Raw genomic sequence first — 24,681 nt, 5'->3', positions numbered from 1 at the left:
TACCCACCACCCCCCACCCCGCCGCCGCGCACACGCAGAAGTGCCCGCACGCCGGGGGATCGCGTGCGGGCACTCGTCGGGGGGGAGGGTCAGATCAGGTCGTCCCGGGTGATCTGGCGGTCCTCGATCTGCCAGGCACCGTCCACCCGCACCACCCGGTCCACACACAGCGTGCTCGCCTTGATCTCCGGGCGCCCGCCGCGCGGGGTCTCGATGACCAGCGCGTAGCAGCGGGCCGTCACGACGTCGCCGTCGACGCCCTCGACCGAGACCATGCCCAGCCAGTGGCGGCGCTGGACGCCGGCCTTCGCGTACGCCTCGGTCGCCGCGGCGGCCGCCGCGACGATGGCCTCGCGGCCGACCGCCGGCACGGGCTGCGCGTTGGCTGCGAACACACCGTCCGTGGTGAAGGTGTGGGCCCACTCCTCGACCCGGCCGTCGTCGAGCAGATGCATCTGCTGCGCGTAGAACTGCTGGATCTCCGTGTACAGCCCGGCGGTGGTCGCCTGCGGCAGCTCGGTGACGCTCATGGGGGTCCTCTCCTCCTGGATCTTCCTGCCCCCTGAGCATCGGGCCCGCCGCTCGACCCTCGCTGGTGCCCCGGTGGTGGCCGCGCCCCCGGTCGGGGGTCCAGCCCGGCTCGATACCGGTTCGAGTGGCCGTGGGCACTTTGGCCGCGTACACCAACTCATCCGAGGAGATTCGTATGACTCAGCCCAAGGCCACCAGCGAGCGCCGCGTCGCGCTCATCACCGGGGCGACCAGCGGTATCGGCCTGGCGTCGGCACGGGCGCTGGGCCAGGCCGGTCTCGCGGTGTTCATCTGCGCGCGCGGCGCCGAGTCCGTCGAGCTCACCGTCAAGGAGCTCCGCGAGGAGGGCCTCGAGGTGTCCGGCGCGACCGCAGATGTCCGCAGCCCCGAGTCCGTCAAGGAGCTCGTCGCCGCCGCCGTCACGGCGTACGGCCGGGTCGACGTCGTGGTCAACAACGCGGGCCGCAGCGGCGGCGGTGTGACCGCCGACGTGTCGGACGAGCTGTGGGAAGACGTCATCGACACCAACCTGAACAGCGTGTTCCGGGTGACCCGCGAGGCGCTCAACGCCGGCGGCATGCGCGAGCGCGGCTGGGGCCGGATCATCAACATCGCCTCGACCGCCGGCAAGCAGGGCGTGGTGCTCGGCGCCCCGTACTCCGCGTCCAAGCACGGCGTGGTCGGCTTCACCAAGGCGCTCGGCAACGAGCTCGCCCCGACCGGCATCACGGTCAACGCGGTCTGCCCCGGTTACGTCGAGACGCCGATGGCGCAGCGCGTGCGGCAGGGCTACGCCGAGGCGTACGACACCTCCGAGGACGCGATCCTCGCCAAGTTCACCTCCAAGATCCCGCTCGGCCGCTACTCGACGCCGGAGGAGGTCGCCGGTCTCGTCGGCTACCTGGCCACCGACACCGCCGCCTCGATCACCGCGCAGGCCCTCAACGTCTGCGGCGGCCTCGGCAACTTCTGAGGCCGGGGACCACCAACCCGCCGAGCCCGACGGCTTCCCTCAACTCCCGCCAGAAGCAAAGGAATTCACTCGTGTCCGTGACCGGAACGAAGCACCACACCCTCCACAGCGTCGCCGTCGCCGCCCCCGCCGAGGTCGTGTACGGGATCGTCGCCGACGTCACCAAGTGGCCGCAGTACTTCGGCCCCAACGTGCACGTCGAGCACCTGGAGCAGGACGACCGCGCGGAGCGCATCCACATCTGGGCGACCGCCAACGGCGCCGTCAAGAACTGGATCTCGCGCCGCACCTTCGACCCGGAGCGGCTGCGGGTCGACTTCCGCCAGGAGGTCTCGACGCCGCCGGTGGCGGGCATGGGCGGCGCCTGGGTGGTCTCCCGCGTGGACGACGAGACCTCGCTGCTCGAACTCCACCACGACTTCGAGGCCATCGACGACGCCTCCGACTCGGTGGACTGGATCAACGCGGCCGTGGACCGCAACAGCGCGGCCGAGCTGAACAACATCAAGGAACTCGCCGAGCGGCACGCTCAGTTGGACGAGCTGGTCTTCACCTTCGACGACACCGTCCACATGAAGGCCGACGCCGGTGACGTGTTCGACTTCCTGAACCGGGCGGACCTGTGGCCCGAGCGGCTGCCGCACGTGGCGCGCCTGGACCTGACCGAGGACGAGCCGGGTGTGCAGGTCATGGCGATGGACACCAGCACCGCCGACGGTTCGGTGCACACCACCGAGTCGATCCGCGTCGTGTTCGCGCCGGACCGCATCGTCTACAAGCAGACGACCGTGCCCGGTCTGATGACCGCCCACACCGGCCGCTGGACCATCGTGGAGACGGCGGACGGTGTCGACGTGACCTCGCGGCACACCGTCACCCTGCGGACCGACACCATCGAGAAGTACCTCGGCGAGGGCAAGACGGTCGCCGATGCCCGCGCCTACGTGCACCGCGCGCTCTCCACCAACTCGACCAACACCCTGAAGCTGGCCCGTGGTTACGCGGAGGCGCTCCGTGGCTGACACCCTGCCCGAGGTGCCGGAGCGGCTCGACCTGCTGCTGTCCCGGGCCGCCGCCGCGCACCCCGCGCGGCCCGCCGTCGTCACCGACGACTCCACGATGGACTACGCCACCTTCGACGCCCGGGTGACGAGGGTGGCCGCCGGCCTCCAGGCCCTCGCGCCGGAGCCCTCGGTGGTCGCGGTCGGCACGGTGCTGCACCCCGATGTCGCGGTCGCCTACTACGCGGCCGTGCGGGCCGGGCACACCGTCGCGGTGGTCAACCCGCTGCTGCGCGAGGACGACCTGGCGCATGTGCTCGGCCTCGGCGGGGCCCGGGTGGTCCTGCTCGACCCGGCCCTGAACGCGCGTCTGGAGAAGGTCCGCGACCGGCTGCCCGCCTTGCGCGAGGTCGTGCTGATCGGCGCCGGCACGGACGGCCTCGACCTGCTCGCCTCCGACGCCCCGCTCGCCGCCTCCGCCAGGCGGGCCGAGGACACCGCGGCCCTCCAGTTCACCAGCGGCACCACCGGGCGCCCCAAGGCGGTCCGGCTCAGCCACCGCAATGTGACCGTGAACGCGGCGCAGATCGCGCGGGCGCACCGGCTCGACGGCGGGACGGTCAGCCTGAACCACCTGCCCACCTACCACCCGATGCACCTCAACTCGGCGATCGCCGCGGGCGCCACCCAGGTCCTGTGCGCCTCGCCGGAGCCGTACGCGGCCCTGATGACCGCCAACCGGCACCGGGCGACGATCCTGTACAGCCTGCCGGTTCGCCTCGCCCGGCTCGCGGCCGACCCGGACCTGGACTCCGTCTCGATGCCGACGGTCCAGCGCATCGCGTCGGGCGGATCGGGCCTGCCGGTGCCCGCAGCGCGCCGCCTGTCCAAGCGGTTCGGCGTGCCGGTCTTCCAGGGGTACGGGCTCGCCGAGACCTCCCCGCTGACCCACAGCGACGACCCCGACCACCCGGTGCACGGCTCGGTCGGCACCCCGGTCGCCGGGACCGAGTGCCGCGTCGTCGACATCGACTCGCGCGCGGTGCTCGCGCCGGGCGGCGTCGGCGAGGTGCAGCTGCGCGGCCCGCAGGTGATGCAGGGGTACGCGGGCGGCCCCGACGGCACCGGCCTGGAGCCGGACGGCTGGCTCAGCACCGGCGATGTCGGCCGGGTCGACGAGGACGGCCGCCTCTTCCTGGTGGACCGCCTCAAAGACGTCTTCAAGTGCGACAACTTCCTGGTCGCGCCCTCGGACGTGGAGCGCGTGCTGCGCCAGGACGCCCGGGTCGCCGACGTCGTCGTGGTCGAGCTCGCGGACGTCGAGCACGGCGCGGTCGCCGGCGCCCTGGTGGTGCTGGCGGGCGCCCACTCCGGCGACCTCGCGGATGTGATCGCGCGGGCCAATGACGCCCTGCCCTACTACCAGCACGTGCGCGACGCCATGACGCTCGACGCGATCCCGCGCTCGGGCAACGGAAAGATCCAACGCCGCCTGTTGGCACAGCAGTTGACCAGCCGTCAGCCCGTCGCGGGCTGAATCCGAAAGGGTTCGCATGTCCTTCACCGTCATCAACACGTTCACGCTGCTCGACCCGGCCGGCGCCGAGGAGTTCGAGGCGCGCTTCCTGTCCCACGTGGAGTGGATGCGCGCCCAGCCCGGCTTCGTCGCCCACCAGGCCGTGCGCTCCACGGAGCGGCCCGAGGTGTACGTCAACCTCGGCTGGTGGGAGCGGCCGGAGGACTTCCAGAAGGTTTTGGCGAGCGCCACGTTCCAGGAGCACGCCGAGGAGTTCCACAAGATCGTCGCCGTGGAGGCCGACCCCTCGATGGGGATCGCCCGCTTCGACGGCGCCCCGGGCGAGCCCGGTGACGTGCTCTTCGTGGACTCCTTCACCGTCGAGGCCGACAGCGCGGACGCCTTCGTCGGCGCCTTCCACGCCCACGCCGGTGCCGCGGCCGCCCTCGACGGCTTCGTCGCCGGCGACCTCGCCAAGTCGCTGTTCGCGCGGCCCGGCGGGTTCACCGCGCTCACCCGCTGGCGCGACGCGGAGGCCGCGCTCGCGGCGACCGCCCTGCCCCAGTACGCGGCGCTCGCCGCCCTTGCCGAGGTGCGCACCACGCCCGCCGCCCATGTCGCGGGCAACCGCGCCGAGTTCGCCCCGGCCGGGGCCTGACGGCTCGGGAGGCGGGGTCCGCCCGGCGGAGCCGCCCGCAGGACCGCTCGTAGGGCCCGCCGGAGAGGCCGGCCGGAGAGAGAAGGGATTCACCATGGAGTACCGCCGTCTCGGCGCCTCGGGACCGGTGGTCAGCCGGGTCGCGTTCGGGAACTCGCTGACCGCGGGCAACCAGCTGGACGACCGGGCCGCCTCCGCCTGTGTGCGGGCCGCGCTGGACGCGGGCATCACCACGTTCGACACCGCCGACGCGTACGCCGAGGGCCGGGCCGAGGAACACCTCGGCCGGGCCCTCGCGGGCGTCGACCGGGACGCCGTCGTGATCTGCACCAAGGTCGGCAGGGGCGGCGGGCCCGGTCCCGGCGCGCTGTCGCGCACCCGGATCGCCGAGTCCCTCGACGCCTCGCTGCGCCGGCTCGGCACCGGGCACATCGACCTGTACCAGGCGCATCTGTACGACGACTCGACGCCGCTCGAAGAGACGATGAGCGCCTTCGCGGCCGCCGTCGGCGCGGGCAAGATCCGCCATGTCGGCGTCTCGGAGTGGGCCGCCGACGAGATCGAGCGGGCCGCCGCACTCGCCCGTGAGCTGGGCATCGAGCTGGTCTCCAACCAGCCGCAGTACTCGATGCTGTGGCGGGTCATCGAGGCCGAGGTCGTCCCGGCCTGTGCGCCGCTCGGCATCGGACAGATGGTGTGGTCGCCGCTGGCCGGCGGTGTGCTGACCGGAAAGTACCGGCCGGGGCAGCAGGCGCCCGCCGGGTCGCGGGCGGTGGCCGCCAAGGGCGGTGACGTCTCGATCCAGCGCTACCGCTTCCTGTCGGACGAGGTCCTCACGGCGGTCGCCCGGGTCGCCGAGCTCGCCGCCGAGACCGATCTGACGATGCCTCAACTCGCCCTGGCCTGGGTGCTCCAGAACGCCCAGGTCGCCACGGCCGTCATCGGCGCATCGGCACCCGAGCAGATCGCCCGCAACCTCGCGGCCGCCGAGGCCGTGCTCGACCCGGAGCTGCTGGCCCGCATCGACGCGGCGCTCGGGTCCGTCGTGGTCACCGACCCCGGCCTGACCCTGAGCCGCATGCTCCGCGCCAGAGCCGCCGCCCCCTCCCCCGCCACCCTCTGAGAGGTATCGCTGTGAGCACTTCCACGACCGCCAGGGAGATCCACCGCACCCGCGCCGGCATCGACGTCGACGCCTCGGCGGACACCGTCTACCGGGCGCTGACCGATGTGGCCGACTGGCCGCTGCTCTACCCCTGGATCGCGCACACCGAGGTCGTGTCCCAGCGGGGCCACGACGACGAGGTGAAGTTCTGGGCGGTGCGTCCGGGCCCCGAGGGCGGGCTGCGCATCTGGACGTCCAAGCGCACCCTGGACCCGGTGGCCCTGCGCATGGACTTCGTCCAGCAGGGCTCGGTGGGCCCCATCAAGGAGCTGGGCGGCACCTGGGACTTCCTGCCCCGCCCCGGCGGCGGCTGCCGGGTGGTGTCCGGGCACTGGTTCACCACCGACGCCGACCCGCAGGACACCGCGGGCGAGCTGGACCGGCACGGCGGGCTCCAGATGCGCACCCTCAAGTCCAAGACGGAGAACCCCAGTTCGCTGACCAGTGACGTCATCCGGGTCGAGGACAGCGCGGTGCTGCCCGGCTCGGTGGCCTCGGTGCACGCGCGTCTCCTGGACGCGCTGCCGTGGCGCGACGGCGAGGAGAGCGCCTGGTTCGGCGTCCAGGACGGCGTCAGGACCGTACAGATCGAGCACGACGGCCACACCCTCGTGCAGAAGCCGCTCACCCCGCCCGAGCCTGCCGACCTCTACCGGCGCCGCTGGCGTCTGGAGGCGGTACCGGACGGGGTCCGGGTGACGGCGGACGTGCTCGCGGTGGCGTCCACCGGGCGCGACCGGGTGCTCGCCCTCGCCACCACCGATGTGCGCGCCGCGCTCGCGCTGGCCGGGCAGCGATGACCGCGGCCGCCGAGGAGGTCCGCGCCGGGGCCCGCGCCGACGAGGAGCACCGCGCCGACGTGTGCGTCGTCGGGGCGGGCCCCGCCGGTCTGACCCTCGCCCTGCTGCTGCTCAAGTCCGGGGTGCGGGTGACCGTGGTGGAGCGTTCGCGCTCGCACCAGCGGGAGTTCCGCGGCGAGATCCTGCAGCCGGGCGCGATGACGGTCCTGGACCGGCTCGGCGTGCTCGCCGGGGCCCGGGCGCGCGGCTGCCACGAGCACGACCGTTTCCGCCTGGTCGAGCAGGACCGGGTGCTGCTCGACATCGACTACCGCGCGCTCCCGGCCCCGTACGACCACCTCCTGTCCATACCGCAGTCCCATCTGCTGGCCGAACTCCTGCTGCACTGCGCCGAGTTCGCGGGCTTCGAGTACGTGGACGGCTGCCGCGTCAACGCCCTCCTGCGCGACGAGCGGGGCCGGATCACCGGGGCCGCCGCCGACGGGCACGTCTTCCACAGCAAGGTCGTGGTGGGCGCCGACGGGCGGTTCTCCAAGGTGCGCCGGCTCGCCGGCATCGAGGCGGGCCGCAGCGAGGCCTTCGACCAGGACGTGCTCTGGTTCAAGCTGACCCAGCCCGACCCCCAGGCAAGCCATGACGTACGGGTGTTCAGGAGTGCGGGCACCAGCCCGGTGCTCGCCTACGGGTCCTGGCCCGACCGGATCCAGGTCGGCTGGACGCTGCCGCACGGCGGCTACAAGAACGTCGTCTCCGAGGGCCTCGGCCACGTCAAGGCACAGCTGTCGCAAGCGGTGCCGGCGTACGCGGACCTGATCGACGCGCAGATCACCTCGCTGCGCGACCTCAGCCTGCTCGACGTGTTCTCCGGGCGCGCCGAGCGCTGGGCCGCCGACGGCCTGGTCCTGATGGGAGACGCCGCGCACACGCACAGCCCGATCGGCGCGCAGGGCATCAACCTGTCGGTGCAGGACGCGGTCGTGCTGCACCCGCTGCTCGTCGAGTCGGTGGGCCGCGGGGACGCGAGCGCCGCGTTCCTGGGGCGCTTCGAGGAGCTCCGGGCGCCCGACATCGCCACGATGATGCGGCTCCAGGGCCTGCAGTCCAAGGCGATGCTGTCGACCGGCACGTTCGCGACGCGGGTGCGCCCCAAGCTGGCGGCCGTCGTCAAGCACACCCCGGTCTACCGCAAGGTGCTGCGCACCATCGCGTTCGGCAACCCGTCGATCGAGGTGGCCGAAGGGCTGTTCACCGCTCACTGACCGCGTGGCACACGAAAGGCGGGCCGGGTCTCGAAGACCCGGCCCGCCTTTCGTGTGCGCTGGTTCAGACGCTGGCGACCTCGGTGCGGGCCGAGTCGACGACCGCCTTGTACAGGCCGCCCTTGACCTCGGCGTGCACGGCCATGGTCTTGGCGTCGGCGGCCATCTCGGGGCTCTGCAGGACCGGCAGGTAGGCCTGGGGGCCGCTCCACCAGCCGATGTTGACGTAGGCACCGGTCTCCCGGTTGGAGTGCACCAGCTGGTGGCCGAGGAAGCCCTCGTGGCCCTTCACGAAGGAGAGGTGGCCGAGGAAGGAGCCCTCGAAGGCCTGCTGGTCGGCGCCCTCGCGCAGGGTGAACGTGGTGAGCGCGACCGCCGCGTCCTCGGACGGCACCGCGAGCTCGCCGAGCCCGTCGGCCGCGTTCTCGCCGGCCAGGACCGGGCCGTGCACGCTGGTGATGGCGGCGAGGTAGACGAAGCGGCTGCTCACCGCGGTGAAGAACTGCCAGTCGCCGACGACGGTGCGGTGCGCGTCGGCGTCCCGCCACCAGGTGAGGATGACGAAGTTGTCGGGCTCCTTGATGCCGCGCAGCAGCGCGGTGCGCAGCAGACCGTCCTTGGCGGCGACGGCCTCCTTGTACTTGAGGTAGGCCTTCTCGAACTCGGCGCCCTTCGCCTTGTGCTTCTCCTTGAGGACGAAGTGGGCGACCGCGACGACGGGGCTGTTCTCGCTCATGGGGTGGACCTTCCGATTCTTCGGGTGGATGGGTTACGCGGCGACCGGCTGGTGGTGCGCATAGGCGTGGACGTACTTGTCGAGGACCGCGCGGTAGTAGTCGGGTCCGAAGCCGAGCCCGTACACCGGCGGCACGAGACGGCAGAGCTTGTCGATGGACACGGGCTGGGCCCCGGACGCCTCGACGTAGGACTTCTCGGCGCGGGTGGCGAGCAGGTGCTCCATGTGCGTGACGATGTCCTCGATGCGCGGGGCGTGGCCCGAGGCGACGTTGACGACGTCACGGGTGCGGCCGTCGACGAGCAGCGTGTGCACGATCTTGATGACGTCCTCGACGTCGATCAGATCGCGCTGGGCGCCGCGGTAGACCTGGATCCGGCCGGCCGTCAACTGCCGTACGAGCGCGGGCAGTAGCTGGTGCGCGGGCTGGTTGAAGCCGACGACGTGCGACAGGCGCAGGATCAGGTACTCGACGTCCGAGGACTTGACGACCGCTTCGAGGGAGAGCTTGTGGCGGCCGTACGGGGTCGCCGGGTAGACGGGCCCGTCCTCGCGGCCGGGCGAGGCGTCGGGAACCGAGTACATTCCGGCGGACGCCGTGGAGAAGAACACCAGGCGCTTGCCGTTCTTCTCGCAGTACCGCAGCACCTCGTACAGGCGCTTGGACTCCCGGGTGTACTGCTCGGGCGGGATGTCACCGGCCGCCGAGACCCCGGCGGCCAGCGCCACCACGTCGGGGTGGTGTCCGGCGATGCCTGCCAGGTGTCCGGCCAGGAAGCCCCTGCCGACTATCTCCATGGGGTGTGCCAACTCCTTGTGGTGGACGGCTTGTTCAGGCCGCTGCGGATTCGGCCCAGGCGGGGATCTCCAGGATTTCCAGGACGGCGGTGGTGATGGTGTAGCCGGCTCCGCCGCCGTAGAGCATCACGTGGTCGCCGGGCTTCAACTGGCCGGTGAGCAGCAGGTTTTCCAGGCCCGCGGCCCAGTCTCCGGCGCCGATGTGACCGCTGCGACGGGCGAACTCCCAGGTGGTCTCGGACTCGTCCACGCCCAGCAGGTGGTGGATCTGGAAGGGGCCCTTGATGCGGCCGGTGGAGGGGATGATGACGAACGCGATGTCGTCGATCTCCAGGCCGGCGTCGTCCAGGACGGACTGCTTGGCCTCCTGCATCACCTTGCCGAAGCGGATGTTGGTCATCGTCTCGTCGCTCACGGCCTTGTGGGCGTCGCCGCGTGCGGTGAGGTCGATCTGCCGTTCGGCGGCGCGCGAGACGGGGCCGAACTCCTCGTCGCCGCGGGCCATCGGCTCCAGGGAGTTGTCGGCGACGGTGGCAGTGGCCACCAGCCGGGCGAAGCCTCCCGCGGTGGACAGGACGGTCGCGGTCGCGCCGTCGGCGTAGGCGTTGCCGTGCCGCAGCTGCCAGCGGTTGGCGCCGGGACCGCCGAAGCGGTCGGCGGTGGTGAGCATGACCGCGCTGCCCTTGCCGTAGCCGGCCGTCAAGTGGGCGGCGGCCAGGTCGAGTCCGCTGATGCCGATGTTGCAGCGCTGCTGCACATCGAGGCCCGGCACGGTGGCGCCGACGGTCCGCTTGGCGATGTAGGACGCGGCGGGCCAGATGTCGAGGCCCTGGAACCAGGTGCTGCCGTGCAGGAGCAGGGAGTACGCGGACTTGTTCAGGCCGGAGCGCTCGTGCGCGGTGCGGCCGGCGGCGACCGCCATGTCCGGCGGCGCGGTCCAGCCCTCCTGCTCGCTCTCCCGGGCGATCCGCACCGACTCGTACCCGAAGTCGTCGATCCACTCCTGGCCGCACTCCCCGGCCGCGACGGCCTCGGCCACCGGGACGGGCTCGGGCAGCCAGGTGCCGAGCGAGGCGACATAGATCTCGTTCCAACGCATCCAGCTACTCCCCTGTTCGGCGGTTCGGTCGAATCCTTCGGGCATACGGCATGCGCCCAAGGTCGCCACCACCTCTCGAATCGGACTTGAGTGCGGCCGGGGAAAGTCCGGCCCAGGACGGCTCAAGTGCCTCTCGAGTGGGGCAGGTCACGCTCTTGGGCATGACCGACGGTCGGCCCAGGCGGGCCGGCCCCACCCCCCAATCGGAGACCCGCCGTGCGCATCCTGTTCACCGCCCATGCGGGCAAGTCGCATCTGCGCCTGCTGATCCCCCTGGCCCAGGCCGCCGTCCGGGCCGGGCACACCGTTGCCGTGGCCGACGACGAGTCCATGCGCGAGGAGAGCGTGAGCTACGGCCTGGAGTTCTTCCCGGCCGGGTTCGACTGGGCCAAGGACCCCTTCTGCGTCGAGGCGATCGCGCTTCCGCTGTTCCGCGGCGACCAGGAAGCGTACGAGGACGGGCTCGTGGAGTGCGTGCTCGGCCCGCCCGCCCTGGCCGCGGCCCGCGACATCCTCGCCGTCGCCGCCGACTGGAAGCCCGATCTGATCGTCCGCGAGGGCGAGGAGCTGGGCGGCCTGCTCGCCGCCGAGACGCTCGGCATCCCGCACATCGCGGTGGCAGGCGGCTCGACGCATCTGCTGCCCCCCGCCGTCACCAACGGACCGCTCAACGAACTGCGGGCCGAACTCGGCCTGCCCGCCGACCCCGACGACAACTCCGCCTACCGGCACGGGCTCATCAGCTGGCTCCCGGCCGAGTGCACCGGCGACGACCTGGACCCGCGCACCCTGCGCCACTACCGCCAGACCGCCCCCTACCGCAGCGACGACAAGGCCCTGCCCTGGCTCGCCGGGCTGCCCGACGACAAGCCGGTGGTGTACGCCTCGATCGGCACCATGGCGCCGTCCATGCCGTGGAAGTCCGACGAGGTGCTGCACGCCGTGATCGAGGCGGTCTCCGGCCTGGAGTGCACCGCGCTGGTCTCGATCGGCGTGGGCCGCGACCCCGAGGAGTTCGGCGAGGTGCCGCGGCATGTGCGGCTGCTCACCGAGTGGGTGCCGCAGGACGTGCTCCTTGAGGCGGCCGACGTGTTCGTCACGCACGGCGGCCACAGCAGCATCCGCGAGGGCCTGCGCAGCGGGACGCCGATGCTCGTCACGCCCATGTACGACGACCAGCCCAACTCCGCCGAGCACGTCGCCGACGTGGGCAGCGGCATCAACCTGCCCGCCTACTGGGTCACGGGCGAGACCGTCACCGAGGCGCTGGGGCGGCTGCTCACGGAGCCCGCCTTCCGGCTGCGCGCGGCGGCCGTGCGGCGCTCGGTGCTCGCCTGCCCGCCGGTGGAGCAGTTGGTCACCGACCTCGAAGAACTCGTCGCCGTACACGCGGCACAGGAGGAGACATGCGTGTCCTAGTGACCGCTCTGGTCCCCAGCCACATCGTGCCGATGGTGCCGCTGACCTGGGCGCTGCGCGCGGCCGGGCACCAGGTGATCGTGGCCGGCGACGCCGAGCTGGTGAAGTTCGCCGCCGCGGCCGGTCTCGACACCCGTCCGGTCGGCGGCGGGGAGACCCGCCAGCGTCTGACCCGGCCCGGCGCCGTGGCGATGCCCGACCGGGCCGGCATGGACCGCCGCGCGGACTCCGAGTGGGACGCGGTCGGCGAGCGCTGGCGCACCCGGCTCGGCGGTTACATCGACGACCTGGTGGCGCTCGGCCGCGCCTGGGAGCCGGACCTGGTGATGACCGACCCGGTGGAGTTCGGCGGGCTCGTGGTCGCCGCCGCGCTCGGTGTGCCCGGTGTCGTCCACCGCTGGGGCCCGGACGACTTCACCAGCCCGCTGCTTCGCCAGGCCAAGGTCCAACTCCACGACCTGTGCGTCGAGTTCGGCGCGCCCGGCTTCCCCGACCCGGCCCTCCTCATCGACCCGAGCCCGGCCTCGCTGCTGCCCGAGGGCGACAACACCCCGGGCCTGCTCTCGCGTTACGTGCCTTACTGCGGCACCGCCGAGCTGCCCGACTGGGCGGTCCGCACGCCCGAGCGGCCCAGGGCCCTGCTGTGCCTGGGCATGTGGCACGGCCGGGTGCTCGCCGAGACGGGCGAGCTGCCGCTGGGCTTCCGCCACGTCCTGGACGCCTGTGTCGAGCAGGGCCTGGACGTGCTGTTCCCGATCGACGCCCAGTACCACTCGGCGCTCGCGGGCATCCCGTCCTCCGTCAAGGTCGTCGACCGCTTCCCGATCGGTCCGGTGATGCGCCACACCGCGCTCGCCGTCCACCACGGCGGCAGCGGCACGAGCATGACGTCGTTCGCCTCGGCGGTCCCGCAGCTGGTGCTGCCCGGTGACAAGCCGTTCCTCCAGACCACCGGCCGGCTCGTCCAGGAGTCCGGATCCGGGATCAGCCTCGCCACCGAGGCCGAGCAGCACGACCCCGCGCTCGTCCGGGAGGCCCTCGCGGACCTCCTGGAGAACGAGCGGCACCGCAAGGCCGCGCGGGACGTACGCGCGGAGATCGAATGCCTGCCAGGCCCCACGGAACTGGTCCACACCTTGGAAGGGCTGATCTGACATGCGTCCACTCACACAGGAAAGGGAACAGGTGCCACCCCCCATGGCAGAACAGCACGGCCCGCCCGCGGTCGTCTTCAAGGGTGTCGTCAAGGAGTACGGCAACGTCCGTGCCGTCGACGGAATCGATCTGACGATCCACCGAGGTGAGACGGTCGCCCTGCTCGGCCCCAACGGTGCCGGCAAGTCCACCACCATCAACATGCTCCTCGGGCTCTTCCCGCCGGACCAGGGCCAGATCGAGGTCTTCGGCAAGAAGCCCGAACTCGCCATGCGGGCAGGGCACTTGGGGGCCATGCTCCAGGAGGGGAAGATGATTCCCCGGGTGTCGGTGCGCGAGCTGGTGGACTTCGTCCGCCAGACCTACCGCAAGCCGCTGCCGCTCCAGGAGATCCTGGACCTCGCCGAGCTCTCCAAGATCGCCAACCGCAACGTGGACCGGCTCTCCGGCGGTCAGGCCCAGCGGGTGCGCTTCGCCCTCGCGCTGGCCGGCGACCCGGACCTGGTGGTCCTCGACGAGCCGACCGCCGCACTCGACGTGGAGTCGCGGCGTGAGCTGTGGGCCGCGATGCAGCGGTACGCGGAGCGCGGCAACACCGTGCTGTTCTCGACGCACTACCTCGAAGAGGCCGACGACAGCGCCGACCGCGTCGTCGTCATCGCCTCGGGCCGGGTGGTCGCCGACGGCACCACCTCGCAGATCAAGTCCATGATCGAGGGGCGTACGGTCAGCTTCGTGCCGCGCGGCCGCCAGGAGGGCTTCGACCTGCTGCCGGGCGTCAGCTCCGTGGAGCACCGCGGCGGGCGCGTCCACCTGCGCACCAGCGACTCCGACTCCACGGTGCACGCGCTCTCGCGCGCCGACGCCTTCACCGATCTGGAGGTGTCGGGCGTGGGCCTGGAAGAGGCCTTCATCGCGCTCACCCACCAGTCCCGCCACGCGGCCGCCGCTCCGGAAGGACGGACCACCTGATGCTCGGTTACATCCGCCTCGAAATCCTGCGGCTGGTCCGCAACGGCGGCTACCTCATGATGAGCCTCATCATGCCGGTCGGCCTCTACGTCACCCTCGCGGGCGGCGGCCCCGACCAGGAGTCCCTGGTGCGGGCCATGGTCGGCGCGGCCGCGTTCGGCGCGCTCGGCGTGGTCATCACCAACGGCACCGGCATCGCCGAGGACCGGGCGCTCGGCTGGCTGCGCCAGCTGCGGCTCACCCCGCTCTCGCCGGTGCAGGTCGTCATCGCCCGCGGCGCCGTCGCCACCTGCCTCGGCATCCTGCCCATCGTGGTCATCGGCCTGATCGGCAAGTTCTACCGGGGCGTCGACCTGTCGCCCGGCACCTGGCTGGAGATCTTCCTGCTGCTCTGGGTCGGCATCGCCCCGCTCGCGATGCTCGGCATCGGCATCGGCTACCTCTTCAAGGCACAGCTCGCCCAGATCGCCGGCACCGTCTCCTACCTGACGCTGACGCTGCTCGGCGGCCTGATGATGCCGACCGACACGCTGCCCAGCTGGCTCCAGCCGCTGTCGAAGGAGACCCCGGTCTACCGCTACGCCCAGCTCTCGTGGGACGCGGCCGCCAACTCGGCGCCCAGCGGCACCGGCCTCGGCGTCCTCGCCCTGTGGACGGCGCTGCTCGCGGCCTTCGCCGCCTTCGCCTACCGCAGGGGCGGCCGCCGCGCCTGATCCGTACCGCCCGTGAAGTGCCCGCAGGGACTCCCCTGCGGGCACTTTCGTGTTCGTACCGGACGCGAGTCGCATTCGAGCGGGTGCCCCCACCCTTGCCCTGCCACTGACCGTACGCGATGGAGTGAGGCAACTGAATGCGCGTGTTGTTCGTGGGGCACGGCCCGGCCCATGTCCCCTGGATCATCCCGCTCGCCTGGGCCTGCCGCCTTGCGGGCCACGAGGTACGGGTGGCGGTGCGGCCCCAGTGCGTGGCCCCCGTGACCCGGGCCGGTCTGGTGGCCGTGCCCGTCGGTGACGAAGCGGCGGCGGGAGCCGTCGCGGCCCGCCAACTCGGCCTGGGACCCGGCAGGTTGAAGGCCGGCTCGGAGTCCGCGGCGGTGCTCGACGCCGATCTCAGCGAGGCCCTCATCGAGAAGATGATCGCCGTCGCCGACACCCTCACCGACGACCTCGTCGACTTCGCCCGCTTCTGGCGCCCGGACATCGTGGTGCACGACACCGCGGCCGCCGCGGGCCTGGTGGCCGCCGCCGCGGTCAAGGTGCCGGCCGTCGGGCACACCTGGGGCGTCTCGCTCGGCGTGCACTGCGAGAGCGAGGCGGACCTCCGCCCCTCCTACGCCAAGCTCTTCGAACGCTTCGGCGCCGACCCGGTGGTGGGCCCCTCGGTGTGGATCGACCCGTGCCCGCCGGGCCTGCGCCCGCCGCACGGGGTGCGCCGCGCCAACATGCGCTACGTCCCGTTCGCCGGGCCCGCGGCGCTGCCCGACTGGCTGCGCTCGGAGCGCCCCTCGGGCCGCCCGCTGGTGTGCGTCACCGGCGGGGTGACCACCAGCGCCCTGGACGAGGTGCGCGACCACGTGGTCCGCTCGCTGCTCGCCCTGGACACCGACGTGGTCCTCGCGGTCACGCCCGAGCAGGCGGCGAACACCGGCCGGCTCCCCGACGGCGTACGGATGGTGGAGTCCTTCCCGCTGGACGTGCTGCTCGCGCACTGCGACGCGCTCGTCCACCACGGCGGCGTCGGCAGCGGGTTGATCGCGGTCACCCACGGACTTCCCCAGCTGCTCCTTCCGCGCAACGCCTTCCAGGAGCACTGGTCCGATCTGGTGCGCGCGTCCGGCGCGGGCACCGCACTGCCCGCCGACGCCGAGGAGGGCGCGGTGGGAGCCGCCGTCCAGGACCTCCTGACGCGGCCCTCGTACCGGGAGCGGTCCGAGGCGCTGCGGGCCGAGACCGACCGGATGCCCACCCCCAACCAGCTCGTGGGCTTCCTGGAGGAGTGCGTGAGAGCCGGTCGCACGGACGTACCCACACCTGAGGAGACAGGAAGACGATGACCGTACTCCTTGAGCCCACGACGGGCACGAACCGCTTCGTGCGGGGCGAGACGATGCACGGCCTGTTCCAGGACGCGGCCCGCCGCTTCCCGGAGGCAACGGCCCTGTCCCATCGGGGAGTCGCGGTCACCTACCGCGAACTCGACGCCGCGTCCGACGGCTACGCGGCGCTGCTCCAGGCCCACGGGGTGCGCCGGGGTCATCTCGTGCCGGTGCTCATGGAGCGCGGCACCCCGCTGATCGCGGTCCTGCTCGCGCTGTTCAAGTGCGGGGCCGCCTATTCGTTCCTGGACGCCCGCTGGCCCGTCGACCGGATCGAGGGAGTGATCGGCCAGCTGGAGGCACCCCTCCTGGTGACCACCACGGCCGGCGACTGGTCCGTGCCGGTGTGGGCACCGCCCGCCGAGGACCTCCGCCTCACCGCGGCGCGCGGCCTGCGGCCCGCCCCGGTCGCGGTGACCGGCACGGACGCCTGCTCGGTGTTCTTCACCTCCGGCTCCACCGGTACGCCCAAGGGCGTGGTGTCCAGCCACGAGAACGCGGTGCGCCTGTTCGACGGCGCCTTCTACGCCGAGCTCGGCCCCGGCACCGTGATGCCCCAGACCGCTCCCCCGACCTGGGACGGCTTCACCCTGGACTGCTGGAGCATGCTCCTGACCGGCGGCACGACCGTGCTGCTCGACGAGACGGTCCTGGTGCCGCGCACCCTGCGCGCGCTGATCGCCGAGGAGGGCGTGAACGGCGCGTTCATGACGACGCAGCTGTTCAACATGCTGGTCACCACCGATGTGGGCGCCTTCGCCGGGATGAAGTGGCTGTCCATCGGCGGCGAGCGGGCCGCCCCGACCCGGGTCCGCGCCTTCCTGGCCGAGCACCCCGGCATCCGCCTGGTGAACGTGTACGGGCCCGTCGAGTGCGGCGCGGTCGTCACCGCGCACGCGATACGCCCCGAGGACTGCGACGACCCGGCCGGCATCCCGCTGGGCCGGGTGCTCGCGCACACCGATGTGTACGTCCTCGACGGCACCCGGGTGTGCGCCCCCGGCGAGACCGGCGAGCTGTGCCTGGCAGGCCCCGGCCTGGCCCGCGGCTACCTCGGCGACCCCGAGCTGACCGAGGCCGTCTTCGTCGAGGCCGAGATCGAGGGCCGCACCCAACGCCTCTACCGGACGGGCGACTTGGGCAACCGGTCGGCCGAGGGAGTCTTCCACTACACCGGCCGCGGCGACCGCCAGATCAAGATCCGGGGGCACCGGATCGAGCCCGCGGAGGTGGAGCGCACCGTGGAGCGGGTGGCCACGGTGACCGGCGCCGCGGTGGTGCCGATGCCCAAGCCCGACGGTTCGTACCACGGGCTCGCCCTGTTCTACACGCACGGCGGGCACGGCACGGGGCCGGAGGAACTGCGCGAGCGGCTCACCGAGCTCCTGCCGGAATATCTGGTGCCGCGCCGGGTCCATCTCCTGGACGTGTTCCCCCAGTTGGCGAACGGCAAGATCGACCGGCGTGAGCTGGCCGCCCGGGTCCGCCCGGAGCAGGAGCGCACCGAGGTGCCGGCCGAGTCGTTCGAGGGCACGTCGGCGCTGGTCGCCGACGGGTTCCGCGCGGTGCTCGACCTCGGCCGGGTGCCGGGTGACACCTCGTTCTTCGAGCTCGGCGGCAGCTCCCTGGAGGCGGCCCGGCTCTGCCAGCACCTGGACGCGACGCTCGGCGCGGCCGTCCAGCCCTCGCAGATCTTCCGCACCCCGACCGTGCGCGGGCTCGCCGCCTGGCTGGACGCCACCGCGCGCTCCGCCGAGGCGGCCGACGCCCCGGTGCCGGGTCTCGAGCCCGGCGAGATCCTGCTGCCGCCCGAGCAGTCCGGCTTCCTGTTCGCCGCCGCCCACGACAAGGACGGGCTCGGCGGTCTGTGCCGGATCACCTGGTGGATCGAGGGGCCGGTCGACCTGGACGCACTGCGCCTCGCGGCCGGCGACGTCCATCTGCGCCACCAGGCCCTGCACGCGCGGTACTTGATCCGCGACAACGAGATCGGGTACGCGGTGGTGCCGCAGGTCCCAACCGATGCCGAGGTGCTGCTGCTCCCCGACGCGGCCGACGAGCAGCGGGCGGCCCAGGACTGGCTGGCGGCGGCGCTCACTCCGCTCGCCGTGCGCGACGCCCGGGTGTGGCGGTCCGCCGCCGTGCGCGCGCAGGACACCGGACGCACCCTGTTCGGCCTGGTCGCCCACCACGTGGCGTTCGACGGCGCCTCCGAGACGGTGCTCGCGCGGGACCTCTCCCTCGCCTACGCGGCCCGCAGCGCGGGCCGTGCCCCCGAGTACCCGGCCCCCGCCGCGACGCTCGCCGAGGTGTCCGCCGACCACCGCAGGGTGACCGCCCGGGTGGACCTGGCGGCGCAGGCCGAGTACTGGGAGGACCATCTGGAGCTCCAGGAGCCCCTGGAACTGCCGGGCCGCGTCGACAACGACCTCAACGCCGGGCCCGGCCACTCCCCCGCGCTGACCGTGACCAGCGCCGAACTCGCCCGCTGGGACGAGCGGGCCCGGACCCTCGGCACCACCCGCTTCGCGCTGCTCGCCGCCCAATTCGGGCTCGTTCTGCGGGACTTGACCGGCCAGGAGGACATCGCGGTCAAGGTCCCGGTGGCCCGGCGCGGCAGCGAGGTGCTCGCCTCCGCCGTCAGCTGCCGGGTCGATCTGCTCTTCCTGCGCTTCTGGCCGCCGCACAAGGACGACGGCTCCGGTCTCCTGGAGCGCGCCGTCACCCATGTCGACGAGGCGCTCGCCGCCCAGGAGACCGGCGGCGCCCAACTGGCCAGGACCGTGGTGCTCACCGGCGGCGGCGAGTCGCTGCGCCCGATGCCCAGCTTCCTGATGCAGGACGACCCGGACCCCCGCCTCGAACTCGCCGACTGCACCACCCAGTTGTCGCGCATCGGCGCGCCCACCATGTTCACCGAGCTGGAGCTGGACGTCCGCACCACCGCGGACGGCGCCCTGATCACCGCCTCGGTACGCACCGACCGCATCCCGGCCGAGATCGCCGACCGGGTGGTGACCGCGTACACCGAGCGTCTGCGCCGCGGTCCCGCCGAACCGGCCGCGCCCCTCGCCGCTCCCCTCACCTCCAAGGACACCTCATGCGTGTACTGATCCTGAGCAGCCCCGAGTCCACCCACTTCACCTGCATGGTGCCGCTGGCCTGGGCGCTGCGCGGCGCCGGGCACGAGGTCCTGGTCGCGGGCCAGCCCGACATCATCCCGATGGCCCGTTCGGCGGGTCTCAACACGGTCTCGGTGGGACGGCAGTTCTTCGGCAGGGACCTGCTCAGCCCGCCGCTGCCGCCGGACAAGCGGCCCATCGAGATCGTCGGGCCGCTCACCCCGAAGATGACCATGATCGGCTCCCGGGTGTGGGTCCTGCACACCCGCTACATGGCGCCCAAGTACCTCGAAGTCGCCGAGGCGTTCAAGCCGGACCTGGTGATCTCGGAGATATTCGACTGGGTCGCCTGCCTCATCGGCGGCGTCCACAAGATCCCGGTGGTCTCGCACCGCTGGGGCGTCGACCCGATGAGCCACCTGATGCGGGCCACCGCCGAGGACCTGTTGCAGGGCACCTGTGAGCGGCTCGGCATCGAGGGCGGCCTGCCCAAGCCCGATCTGCTGCTCGACCCGGCGCCGCCGCAGCTCCTGGTGGCGGGCGCGCCCGCCGGGGCGCCGATCCGGCACATCCCCTTCAACGGCACCGGCTCCGTGCCCGGTTGGCTGCGCCATCGCGGCGACAAGCCCCGGGTCTGCGTGACCATGGGCCGCCAGACCATCTCGCTCGGCGGGCTCCCGATGTTCCGGGGCATCGTCCAGGCCTTCGGCGACCTGCCGGAGACCGACGCGGTGATGACGGTGCAGGAGGAGTTCGTCGACGAGCTCGGCACCATCCCGTCCAACGTGACCATCATCCCGCCGACCCCGCTCAACGGCTTCCTCGACAAGACGGACGCGGTGGTCACCCACGGCGGCGCCAACACCCTGCTCGCCGTGGCCAGTTTCGGCGTACCGCAGCTGATCATGCCGCAGCTGGTCGACCAGTTCGAGGGCGGCGACCTGCTGGCCGCCGCCGACGCCGGTCTGACCCTGCGCACGGCCGAGGCGCAGAACGACCCGGCCCAGGTGGCCGAGGCCGTGCGCACCCTGCTCGCCGAGGAGCGGATCGCCAAGGGCGCCACCGTCCTCGCCGAGACCATGGCCGCCATGCCGAGCCCCGCCGCCGTCGTCCGTGACCTGGAGAACCTCCGATGCGCGCACTGATCATCGCCACCCCCGTCGACACGCACTTCCTGCCCCTGCTGCCGCTGGTCCGCGCGCTCACCGGCGCGGGACACGAGGTGCTCGTCGCCGGGCAGCCCGACGTGACCGGACCCGCCGCGGCCGCGGGACTCGCGACCGCGACGTTCGGCGAGGCCTTCCACTACAGCGAACTGCGCCGGGGCCGGCGCCCCGAGGGCCTGCGCCCCATCGAGGTGGTGGGCCGCCCGCCGGCCCAGCAGATCGACGGTGCCGCCCAGATGTGGCGCAACCACGCCCCCTACTTCCTGTACGACTACCTGGAACTCGCCCGCGAGTGGCGGGCCGACCTGGTGATCGGCGACCACATGGAGTTCGCCGGTCCCGTCGTCGCGAAGGTGCTCGGCGTCCCGAGCGTCTGGCACCGCTGGGGCGTGGCCCCCACCAGCGAGTTCATGCTCGGCCAGACCCGGATGTGGCTGGGCCCGCTGTGCGAGCGGCTCGGCCTGGACTCCGTGCCGGAGCCGGACCTGGTCCTCGACCCGGCGCCGCCCTCGCTCGCCGCCACCGACGCACCCCCCGCCCGGCCGATCCGCCCCGAGCCGCACACCGGCGACGGCACGCCCTGGACGTACACGGCCGCGCCCGGACGCCGGGTCGCGGTGGCGCTCGGCGGCTACACCCTGGACCTGGACGGCGCCCCGCTGCTGCGCCGGGTCCTGGACGCGCTGGCCGCCGCCGAGGGCGTGGAGGCGGTCGTCTCGGCGGCCCCCGAGCACCGCGCCACGATCGGGGCACTGCCCGAGGGCATGACGTACACCGCGGAGACCGCGCCCGGGCTGCTGTTCCCCGGCGCCGACCTCGTGGTCCACCACGGCGGACCCGGCTCCACGCTCGCCGCCGCCGCGCTCGGCATCCCGCAGCTGGTCCTTCCGCAGCTGGACGAGACGTTCGTCGCGGGCGACCGGGTCGCGGCGGCGGACGCGGGGATCAGCCTGGACAGCGCCGGTTCGCAGAACAGCGACGCCGAACTCGCCTCCGCAGTGCACCAGTTGCTCACCGACCCGGCTTACCGCGCCGGCGCCCAGCGCCTGCGCTCCGAGACCCAGAACATGCCGACCGCGGCCGAAGCGGTCACCCTGCTCAATGAATTGACGACACGTCAGGAGGTCCTCGCGTGAGCACCGACGTGAGCGCCGAAGTCACCGGAAGCGACGCGGCGCCCCAGGAGGGCGCCAAGGAGAAGAAGCCCAACCCGAACGGCATGAGCGACATCCAGGTCCTGGTGTTCATCGTCTGCGCGATGGCCACCATGACCCTGGCCCTGCTCGACGGCTCGATCATCTCCTCGGCCGTCCTGCCGATCGTGCGCGACCTCGACCCGGCACACGGCATCGACCGCTTCCCCTGGCTGATCACCGCCTACCTGCTGGCCGCGACGGCCGCGCAGCCGCTGTACGGCAGGCTCAGCGACAGCTACGGGCCGCGCCGCATCTATCTGGCCGCGCTCGGCACCTTCCTCGCGGGCTCCGCGCTGTGCGCGACCGCGCACTCGCTCACCCAGCTGATCGTCTTCCGCGCGGTACAGGGGCTCGGCGGCGGCGGCCTGATGAGCATGACGCTGATCGTGATCGCCACCCTGTACCCGCCCAAGTCCCGGGCCGGACGTTCCAACGCGGGCGGCGCGCTCATCGCGGCCGGCATCATCGCCGGGCCCATGATCGGCGGACCGCTCAGCGAGAACCTGTCCTGGCGCTGGATCTTCCTGCTCAACGTGCCGCTCGCGGGCCTCGCCCTGGCCGGCGTCGCCTGGGCGCTGCGCCTCCCGGTGAAGGGCACCCGGCAGAAGGTCGACATCCTCGGCTCGGTCCTCATCGCGGCAGCCACCTGCGCGCTGCTGCTCGGCGTGAAGGCGTACGGGGAGCACAACTCGTTCTCCGGGCCGGTGCTGCCCTACTTCTACGGCGGCCTCCTGATGGCCGGGGCGTTCGTCGCCCGGCAGCTCAAGGCATCCGATCCCCTGATGCCGCTCACCCTGTTCACCGACAAGGTGTTCCGGCCCGCGGCCATCCTCCAGTTCGTGGGCGGCTTCGCGCTGCTCTCACTGCCGGTGTTCCTCATCAACTACCTGAACATCGTGCGGGGCGTCTCGCTCGACGCGGTCGGCCTGCATCTGATCCCGCTCGCCGTCGGCGTGGTCCTGGTCTTCCTCGGCTGGGGCAGGATCATCACCCGTACCGGCAAGTGCAAGGCGGTCCTGGTGACCACCACGGCCACGGCGGCGGCCGCCGTCGCCGGGCTCGGCCTGACCGTCGCCGACGCTCCCGTCTGGGAGTTCGACCTGCTGCTCCTGCTGCTCGGCGTGGGCCTGGGCGGCGTGACCCAGATCGCCCTGTTCATGACCCAGTCGGCCGCTTCCGCGGACCAGTTGGGCGTGGTCACCACGACCTCGCGGTTCGCGACCATGCTGGGCACCACCATCGGTGGCACCGTGCTGGGCGCGGTGCTCAGCGCCCGCTTCGCCTCGGCCGCCGGAGCCGCCGGCGTCAAGGACCCGGACGCCGCCGCGGCGCAGCTCGCCGGGCTCGACGCGGTCCGCCGCCACCTGGTGACGGACGCCTTCGCCCACGCCACGTCCACGCTGCTCCTGACCGCCGCCGGGCTGCTGCTCCTCGCCCTCGTCACGGCGCTGCTCATGAAGGACGTCGACGTCAACACCGCGGCGCTGTCCGGCGACGGCTCCGCCGAAAGTCCTGCCGAAGCCTCCGCCGCAGAGGCCACCGAAGAGGCCGTCCCGGCCGCCCCCACGTCCGAGGAGGACGAAGTCGATGCGCGTACTGATGCTGAGCACCCCCTTCCCCACCCACTTCACCCCGATGGTGCCGCTGGCCTGGGCGCTGATGGGAGCGGGTCACGAGGTGATGGTCGCCGCGCAGCCTGACGTCACGGACGCGGCCCGCGCCGCCGGGATCTCGGCCGTCGACATCGGCGACCGCTTCCACGGCCTTGACGTCCTGCAACGCCATCTCCCGGACGGCGTACGCCCGTTGGAGCTGATGGGTCCGACCCCGCCGGAGAAGATGGCGGGCACGACCAAGCTGTGGGAGACCCACGCCCGCTATCTGGTGAGCTCCTACCTGGAGTTCGCCCGCGAGTGGGGGCCCGATCTGATCGTTTCGGAACAGATGGAGCTGGCGGGCCAGCTCGTCGCGGGCGCGCTCGGCATTCCGTCGGTGCAGCACCGCTGGGGCGTCGACCCGCTGAGCGGCCCCTCGCGCACCTCGGCGCGCAACTTCCTGTACGGCACCGCCGAGCGGCTCGGCCTCGACGGCCTGCCCGACCCGACCCTGCTGCTCGACCCCTGCCCGCCCGCGCTGCACCACCCGAGCGCGGCGCCGGGCGCGCCGATCGGCTACGTCCCGTTCAACGGCACCGGCACCGTGCCCGACTGGCTGCACCGGCCGGCCGCCGACGGGGTGCGCCGGGTCGTGGTCTGCCTCGGCCGCCAGACCCTGGTGCTCAACGGCACCGGCCTGTACCGCTCGATCATCGCGGCCTTCGAGGGCCTGGAGGACGTCGAGGCCGTGGTGACGGCGGACGGCGCCTTCCACGAGGGCTTCGGTCAAGTCCCGTCCAATGTACGGGTGGTGGAGCCGGTCCCGTTGAACCTGTTCCTGCGCGACTGCGACGCCGTCATCCACCACGGCGGCGCGAACACGACGCTCACCTCGTGCGCGTTCGGGCTCCCCCAGGTGGTGCTGCCGCAGATCGTCGACCAGTTCGCCTCGGCCGAGCTGCTCGCGGCGGCCGGCGCCGCCCGGGTCCTCGGCGAGGCGGCCCCGCAGAACGACCCCGGCCAGGTGCGCGAGGCGATCCGGGACGTTCTGGAGGACCCGCGCTACCTCAAGTGTGCGCGGGAGTTGCGGGCCGACATGGCGGAGATGCCGAGTCCGGCGCGGGTGGTGGGGGATCTGGAGCGACTGGCTGCCGCCTGATCCGCCCCGCGGCCCTTTGGGCCCCTGCCACACCGGCAGGGGCCCTTACCCATGCGCCCCGGGGCCGCTCGCGAGGTTCCCCGCGCCCCTGACCCCGTTTTCGTCCTCGGACCGTGCGTGGCTGGTCGCGCAGTTCCCCGCGCCCCCAACCCCGTTTCCGTCCGCGGACCGTGCGTGGTTGCTCGCGCAGTTCCCCGCGCCCCCTGGCAGTACTGGTGCTGGCCAGTGCAGGCATACCTAGCCCGTCCGGCGATTGAGGACGAGCG

Annotated in this window: 21 protein-coding genes; 17 read left to right on the top strand and 4 right to left on the bottom strand. The window is 72.5% G+C overall.

Annotated elements, in window-relative coordinates; genetic code table 11:
- Nucleotides 1–89: 89 nt before the first annotated feature.
- Complete coding sequence (locus ACFYZA_RS08565; RefSeq protein ID WP_382600825.1) at nt 90–530, bottom strand: nuclear transport factor 2 family protein; 441 nt, start codon at nt 528–530, stop codon at nt 90–92.
- Between the two features lie 176 nt (nt 531–706).
- Between ACFYZA_RS08565 and fabG the strand changes: the two genes are divergently transcribed.
- From fabG to ACFYZA_RS08530, 7 genes are all read left to right on the top strand, one after another.
- Nucleotides 707–1,504: a 3-oxoacyl-ACP reductase FabG gene (gene fabG / locus ACFYZA_RS08560; RefSeq protein ID WP_382600823.1), complete on the top strand. Its 798-nt coding sequence runs from the start codon at nt 707–709 to the stop codon at nt 1,502–1,504.
- A 71-nt stretch (nt 1,505–1,575) separates the two neighbouring features.
- A complete protein-coding gene (locus tag ACFYZA_RS08555; RefSeq protein WP_388488551.1) occupies nt 1,576–2,526 on the top strand; it encodes an aromatase/cyclase in 951 nt (316 codons plus the stop codon).
- The gene (locus ACFYZA_RS08550; RefSeq protein WP_388488549.1) at nt 2,519–4,042 is read left to right on the top strand and encodes a class I adenylate-forming enzyme family protein; all 1,524 of its coding nucleotides are present in this window, start codon (nt 2,519–2,521) and stop codon (nt 4,040–4,042) included. The genes ACFYZA_RS08555 and ACFYZA_RS08550 overlap by 8 nt, the downstream gene beginning before the upstream one ends.
- Before the next feature lie 16 nt (nt 4,043–4,058).
- Entirely contained in the window at nt 4,059–4,679 is a 621-nt protein-coding gene (locus tag ACFYZA_RS08545; protein ID WP_382600817.1) for an antibiotic biosynthesis monooxygenase family protein, read from the top strand.
- A 94-nt stretch (nt 4,680–4,773) separates the two neighbouring features.
- The gene (locus ACFYZA_RS08540; protein ID WP_388488548.1) at nt 4,774–5,802 is read left to right on the top strand and encodes an aldo/keto reductase; all 1,029 of its coding nucleotides are present in this window, start codon (nt 4,774–4,776) and stop codon (nt 5,800–5,802) included.
- Nucleotides 5,803–5,813: 11 nt separating this feature from the next.
- Nucleotides 5,814–6,644, top strand: a complete 831-nt coding sequence (locus ACFYZA_RS08535) for an SRPBCC family protein (RefSeq protein ID WP_388488545.1) — start codon at nt 5,814–5,816, stop codon at nt 6,642–6,644.
- On the top strand, nt 6,641–7,903 hold the full coding sequence (locus ACFYZA_RS08530; RefSeq protein WP_388488543.1) for an FAD-dependent monooxygenase: 1,263 nt from the start codon (nt 6,641–6,643) through the stop codon (nt 7,901–7,903). The genes ACFYZA_RS08535 and ACFYZA_RS08530 overlap by 4 nt, the downstream gene beginning before the upstream one ends.
- 64 nt (nt 7,904–7,967) lie before the next feature.
- Here ACFYZA_RS08530 and ACFYZA_RS08525 read toward each other — a convergent pair whose 3' ends face one another.
- From ACFYZA_RS08525 to ACFYZA_RS08515, 3 genes are read right to left on the bottom strand one after another with little or no spacing between them, the layout of a single operon-like run.
- Nucleotides 7,968–8,639 carry an antibiotic biosynthesis monooxygenase gene (locus ACFYZA_RS08525; RefSeq protein WP_382594798.1) on the bottom strand — a complete coding sequence of 224 codons (672 nt, stop codon included), beginning with the start codon at nt 8,637–8,639 and terminating at the stop codon, nt 7,968–7,970.
- Nucleotides 8,640–8,672: 33 nt separating this feature from the next.
- Complete coding sequence (locus ACFYZA_RS08520; RefSeq protein ID WP_382594801.1) at nt 8,673–9,437, bottom strand: NAD-dependent epimerase/dehydratase family protein; 765 nt, start codon at nt 9,435–9,437, stop codon at nt 8,673–8,675.
- 34 nt (nt 9,438–9,471) lie between these two features.
- Nucleotides 9,472–10,536 carry a ketoacyl-ACP synthase III family protein gene (locus ACFYZA_RS08515; RefSeq protein ID WP_382594804.1) on the bottom strand — a complete coding sequence of 355 codons (1,065 nt, stop codon included), beginning with the start codon at nt 10,534–10,536 and terminating at the stop codon, nt 9,472–9,474.
- A 216-nt stretch (nt 10,537–10,752) separates the two neighbouring features.
- On the opposite strand from ACFYZA_RS08515, the gene ACFYZA_RS08510 reads away from it, so the two are divergent.
- The 10 genes from ACFYZA_RS08510 (at nt 10,753) to ACFYZA_RS08465 (ending at nt 24,415) form a co-directional block, all read left to right on the top strand.
- Entirely contained in the window at nt 10,753–11,955 is a 1,203-nt protein-coding gene (locus tag ACFYZA_RS08510; RefSeq protein ID WP_388488540.1) for a glycosyltransferase, read from the top strand.
- Nucleotides 11,943–13,109, top strand: a complete 1,167-nt coding sequence (locus ACFYZA_RS08505) for a nucleotide disphospho-sugar-binding domain-containing protein (RefSeq protein ID WP_388488537.1) — start codon at nt 11,943–11,945, stop codon at nt 13,107–13,109. The genes ACFYZA_RS08510 and ACFYZA_RS08505 overlap by 13 nt, the downstream gene beginning before the upstream one ends.
- Before the next feature lie 43 nt (nt 13,110–13,152).
- Entirely contained in the window at nt 13,153–14,082 is a 930-nt protein-coding gene (locus ACFYZA_RS08500; protein WP_161254870.1) for an ABC transporter ATP-binding protein, read from the top strand.
- A complete protein-coding gene (locus tag ACFYZA_RS08495) occupies nt 14,082–14,795 on the top strand; it encodes an ABC transporter permease (RefSeq protein WP_161254873.1) in 714 nt (237 codons plus the stop codon). The genes ACFYZA_RS08500 and ACFYZA_RS08495 overlap by 1 nt, the downstream gene beginning before the upstream one ends.
- 137 nt (nt 14,796–14,932) lie before the next feature.
- Nucleotides 14,933–16,135, top strand: a complete 1,203-nt coding sequence (locus ACFYZA_RS08490; protein WP_388488535.1) for a nucleotide disphospho-sugar-binding domain-containing protein — start codon at nt 14,933–14,935, stop codon at nt 16,133–16,135.
- On the top strand, nt 16,132–19,290 hold the full coding sequence (locus tag ACFYZA_RS08485) for an amino acid adenylation domain-containing protein (RefSeq protein WP_388488532.1): 3,159 nt from the start codon (nt 16,132–16,134) through the stop codon (nt 19,288–19,290). The genes ACFYZA_RS08490 and ACFYZA_RS08485 overlap by 4 nt, the downstream gene beginning before the upstream one ends.
- A complete protein-coding gene (locus tag ACFYZA_RS08480) occupies nt 19,278–20,444 on the top strand; it encodes a nucleotide disphospho-sugar-binding domain-containing protein (RefSeq protein WP_382594818.1) in 1,167 nt (388 codons plus the stop codon). The genes ACFYZA_RS08485 and ACFYZA_RS08480 overlap by 13 nt, the downstream gene beginning before the upstream one ends.
- Complete coding sequence (locus ACFYZA_RS08475) at nt 20,432–21,601, top strand: glycosyltransferase (RefSeq protein WP_388488530.1); 1,170 nt, start codon at nt 20,432–20,434, stop codon at nt 21,599–21,601. Before ACFYZA_RS08480 ends, ACFYZA_RS08475 begins: the two co-directional genes overlap by 13 nt.
- Complete coding sequence (locus ACFYZA_RS08470; protein ID WP_382594824.1) at nt 21,598–23,361, top strand: MFS transporter; 1,764 nt, start codon at nt 21,598–21,600, stop codon at nt 23,359–23,361. The genes ACFYZA_RS08475 and ACFYZA_RS08470 overlap by 4 nt, the downstream gene beginning before the upstream one ends.
- Nucleotides 23,249–24,415 (top strand): nucleotide disphospho-sugar-binding domain-containing protein, encoded by a 1,167-nt coding sequence (locus ACFYZA_RS08465; protein ID WP_388488527.1) that lies wholly within the window; start codon nt 23,249–23,251, stop codon nt 24,413–24,415. Before ACFYZA_RS08470 ends, ACFYZA_RS08465 begins: the two co-directional genes overlap by 113 nt.
- Nucleotides 24,416–24,681: the final 266 nt, after the last annotated feature.

The sequence above is a fragment of the Streptomyces sp. NPDC001828 genome, from assembly GCF_042892175.1.
Taxonomy (GTDB): domain Bacteria; phylum Actinomycetota; class Actinomycetes; order Streptomycetales; family Streptomycetaceae; genus Streptomyces.
This window is presented reverse-complemented; position numbering and strand designations above follow the sequence as displayed.

Excerpts from the sequence above, each read along its gene's own strand:
- ACFYZA_RS08565 (WP_382600825.1), bottom strand. The coding sequence starts at position 530 with ATGAGCGTCACCGAGCTGCCGCAGGCGACCACCGCCGGGCTGTACACG.
- fabG (WP_382600823.1), top strand. The coding sequence starts at position 707 with ATGACTCAGCCCAAGGCCACCAGCGAGCGCCGCGTCGCGCTCATCACC.
- ACFYZA_RS08545 (WP_382600817.1), top strand. The coding sequence starts at position 4,059 with ATGTCCTTCACCGTCATCAACACGTTCACGCTGCTCGACCCGGCCGGC.
- ACFYZA_RS08540 (WP_388488548.1), top strand. The coding sequence starts at position 4,774 with ATGGAGTACCGCCGTCTCGGCGCCTCGGGACCGGTGGTCAGCCGGGTC.
- ACFYZA_RS08530 (WP_388488543.1), top strand. The coding sequence starts at position 6,641 with ATGACCGCGGCCGCCGAGGAGGTCCGCGCCGGGGCCCGCGCCGACGAG.
- ACFYZA_RS08525 (WP_382594798.1), bottom strand. The coding sequence starts at position 8,639 with ATGAGCGAGAACAGCCCCGTCGTCGCGGTCGCCCACTTCGTCCTCAAG.
- ACFYZA_RS08520 (WP_382594801.1), bottom strand. The coding sequence starts at position 9,437 with ATGGAGATAGTCGGCAGGGGCTTCCTGGCCGGACACCTGGCAGGCATC.
- ACFYZA_RS08515 (WP_382594804.1), bottom strand. The coding sequence starts at position 10,536 with ATGCGTTGGAACGAGATCTATGTCGCCTCGCTCGGCACCTGGCTGCCC.
- ACFYZA_RS08505 (WP_388488537.1), top strand. The coding sequence starts at position 11,943 with ATGCGTGTCCTAGTGACCGCTCTGGTCCCCAGCCACATCGTGCCGATG.
- ACFYZA_RS08500 (WP_161254870.1), top strand. The coding sequence starts at position 13,153 with ATGGCAGAACAGCACGGCCCGCCCGCGGTCGTCTTCAAGGGTGTCGTC.
- ACFYZA_RS08495 (WP_161254873.1), top strand. The coding sequence starts at position 14,082 with ATGCTCGGTTACATCCGCCTCGAAATCCTGCGGCTGGTCCGCAACGGC.
- ACFYZA_RS08490 (WP_388488535.1), top strand. The coding sequence starts at position 14,933 with ATGCGCGTGTTGTTCGTGGGGCACGGCCCGGCCCATGTCCCCTGGATC.
- ACFYZA_RS08485 (WP_388488532.1), top strand. The coding sequence starts at position 16,132 with ATGACCGTACTCCTTGAGCCCACGACGGGCACGAACCGCTTCGTGCGG.
- ACFYZA_RS08480 (WP_382594818.1), top strand. The coding sequence starts at position 19,278 with ATGCGTGTACTGATCCTGAGCAGCCCCGAGTCCACCCACTTCACCTGC.
- ACFYZA_RS08475 (WP_388488530.1), top strand. The coding sequence starts at position 20,432 with ATGCGCGCACTGATCATCGCCACCCCCGTCGACACGCACTTCCTGCCC.
- ACFYZA_RS08465 (WP_388488527.1), top strand. The coding sequence starts at position 23,249 with ATGCGCGTACTGATGCTGAGCACCCCCTTCCCCACCCACTTCACCCCG.